Annotated in this window: 2 protein-coding genes; one reads left to right on the top strand and one right to left on the bottom strand. The window is 74.7% G+C overall.

The window, feature by feature from the left end:
• Window positions 1-1,348: MFS transporter (locus tag ACJA3G_RS35175; protein ID WP_406557090.1), on the bottom strand; the 1,348-nt coding region annotated here is incomplete at its 3' end.
• Window positions 1,349-1,418: 70 nt separating this feature from the next.
• Between ACJA3G_RS35175 and ACJA3G_RS35170 the strand changes: the two genes are divergently transcribed.
• Window positions 1,419-2,408, top strand: a complete 990-nt coding sequence (locus tag ACJA3G_RS35170; RefSeq protein WP_406557089.1) for a GlxA family transcriptional regulator — start codon at window positions 1,419-1,421, stop codon at window positions 2,406-2,408.
• Window positions 2,409-2,419: the final 11 nt, after the last annotated feature.

Here is a 2,419-nt window from a genome sequence, read left to right as displayed (position 1 = left end):
CCCCGTCCCCGGACACCAGCGCCCCGCAGAACGCCACGCTCAGCGCCCCCGCCACCTGGCGGGCCGCGTTCAGGACGCCGGCTGCCAGGCCCGCCCGGTCCTGGGGGAGGGACTCCATCATCGCCGCCGTCAGGGCCGGGACCGCCAGGGCGCAGCCCAGGGCCAGGGGGATCAGGAGGACGGACACCAGCAGCGCCGGAGTCCCGGCGTCGGGGACGAGGAGCAGGAGCAGGCCCGCCAGGGCCAGGAGCTGGCCCAGCAGCATCGGGCGGCGCGGACCGTAGCGGGCGGAGAGCTTGCCCGAGAGGACGTTGGTCACCGGGATCAGCGCCGTCATCGGCAGGAACATCAGCCCGGTGACCAGCGCCGACTCCCCCCGTACCCGCTGGAAGTACAGACTGAAGACGAAGATCACGCCGTAGAACGCGAAGCTCGCCGTGGCACCGGCCGCCACCGCCACCGTGACCGTCCGCGTACGGAACAGGCCGAGCGGCACGACCGGATGCGCCACGCGCGCCTCGATCACCAGGAACGCCGCCCCGGAGAGCAGCGCCACCGCGCCCGCCACCAGCCGTACCGGGCCGGACTCGATCACCGCGAAGGCGAGCGCGGCCAGGGCCACCACCGCCGTCAGCTGCCCGGGCAGGTCCAGTGGTGCCGGGCGGCGCGGCGAGCGCGGGGCGCGGGCCGTCAGGGCCAGGGCGGCAAGGCCCAGCGGGAGGTTGATGAAGAAGATGCCGCGCCAGTCCCACGCCGTGGTGAGCGCCCCGCCCGCGACCGGCCCGAGCGCCACCGCGACGGAGCCGCCCGCCGCCCACAGCGCCACCGCGCGGGCCCGGCGCGCCGGATCCGCGTACGCCTGCCGCACCAGCGCCAGCGAGGCGGGCAGCACCACGGCCGCGGCCATGCCCTGCACCACCCGGGCCGCGACGAGCACCCCCAGACCGGGGGCGAAACCGCAGGCGGCGGAGGCGAGGACGAAGACGACCGTGCCCAGCGCGTACGCCCGGGCCGACCCGATCCGGTCCGCGAAGGCGCCGGTCGACAGCATCAGCGCCGCGAACGCGAGTGTGTACGCGTCGACCACCCACTGGAGGCCCGACATCCCGCCGCCCAGATCGGAGCCGATCGCGGGCAGCGCCACGTTCACCACGGACGCGTCCAGTGTGATCAGCGCGAAGCCGAGGAGGGCGGCGGCCAGGGTGAGACCGGGGGAGCCGCGGCGGGCGGCCGGCCCGGCGGACAGCGGCGAGGAGTCGGCCGACGGGTCGGTCGGCGCGTCGGGGGTCGGCGCGTCGGTCAACGGGGCAGTGGTGGGCTCGGGTTGGCGTACGGCGTTGGGTGACATGTCCTCAGCCTGGCGATCCGCACGCGGTTACAGTAGTGGCCCGAACGCCATGCACCCGGAGGTTCTGGCCATGAAGTCCGACCGGCGGACCCACCCGCGGCGACCCCATCGGGTCGTCGTCGTCGCGCCCTCCCCGGTGTCGATGTTCAACCTCGCCATCCCCGAACTGCTCTTCGCCAAGGTGGAGATCGACGGCGCCCCGGGGTACGAGCTGACCGTCTGCACCCCGGAGCCCGGCCCGGTCGCCACCACCGGCGGCCTCGATCTGTACGTGGCCCGTGGCCTGGACGCCGTGGCCGAGGCCGACACGGTCCTGATCGCGGGGACGGGGCAGCGCTACGCACCCGATCCCCGCACGGTGGAGGCGGTCCGCGAGGCCGCCGCCGACGGGTGCCGGATCACCTCCATCTGCAGCGGCGCCTTCGTCCTCGCCGAGGCCGGGCTCCTCGACGGGCGCAGCGCCACCACGTACTGGGAGCTGGCCGAGGAGCTGCGCCGGCGGTATCCGACGCTCGACCTCAAGGGCGATGTCCTCTATGTGGAGGACGGGGACGTCATGACCTCGTCCGGATACGCGGCCGGGATCGACATGTGCCTGCACATCATCCGTACCGACTACGGCGCGGCCGTCGCCAACCAGGTGGCCAGGGCCGCGCTGGTCGCCCCGGTGCGGCCAGGCGGACAGACCCAGTTCACCCAGACCCCGCTGCCCGCCGAGCGGGGCGTGGCCTGCGCCGACACCAGGGGCTGGGCGATGCGCAACCTGGACAGGCCGCTCACCCTCACCGATCTGGCCCGGCACGCCGGGGTGAGTGTGCGCACCCTGACCCGCCGCTTCCACGCCGAGAGCGGGGTCAGCCCGCTGCAGTGGCTGCTGCACCAGCGCATCGAGCGGGCGAAGGAGCTCCTGGAGACCACCACGCTGGCCATGGACCGGATCGCCGAGGCCAGTGGCCTGGGCAGCGCCGACTCGCTCCGCGCCCATCTGGTCCGGCGCACCGGTCTCACCCCGAGCGCCTACCGGGCCACCTTCAGCCGACTGGAGAGGGCGGCGGCCTGACGGGGGAGCGC

The organism is Streptomyces sp. YS-3 (genome assembly GCF_045257485.1).
In the GTDB taxonomy this organism is placed as follows: Bacteria; Actinomycetota; Actinomycetes; order Streptomycetales; family Streptomycetaceae; genus Streptomyces.
The sequence above is the reverse complement of the archived record's forward strand: the minus strand, read 5'-3'. Positions and strand labels throughout refer to the sequence as shown.

What these genes read in the sequence shown, in the direction of transcription:
- ACJA3G_RS35170 (WP_406557089.1), top strand. Translation starts at nt 1,419, where the DNA reads ATGAAGTCCGACCGGCGGACCCACCCGCGGCGACCCCATCGGGTCGTC.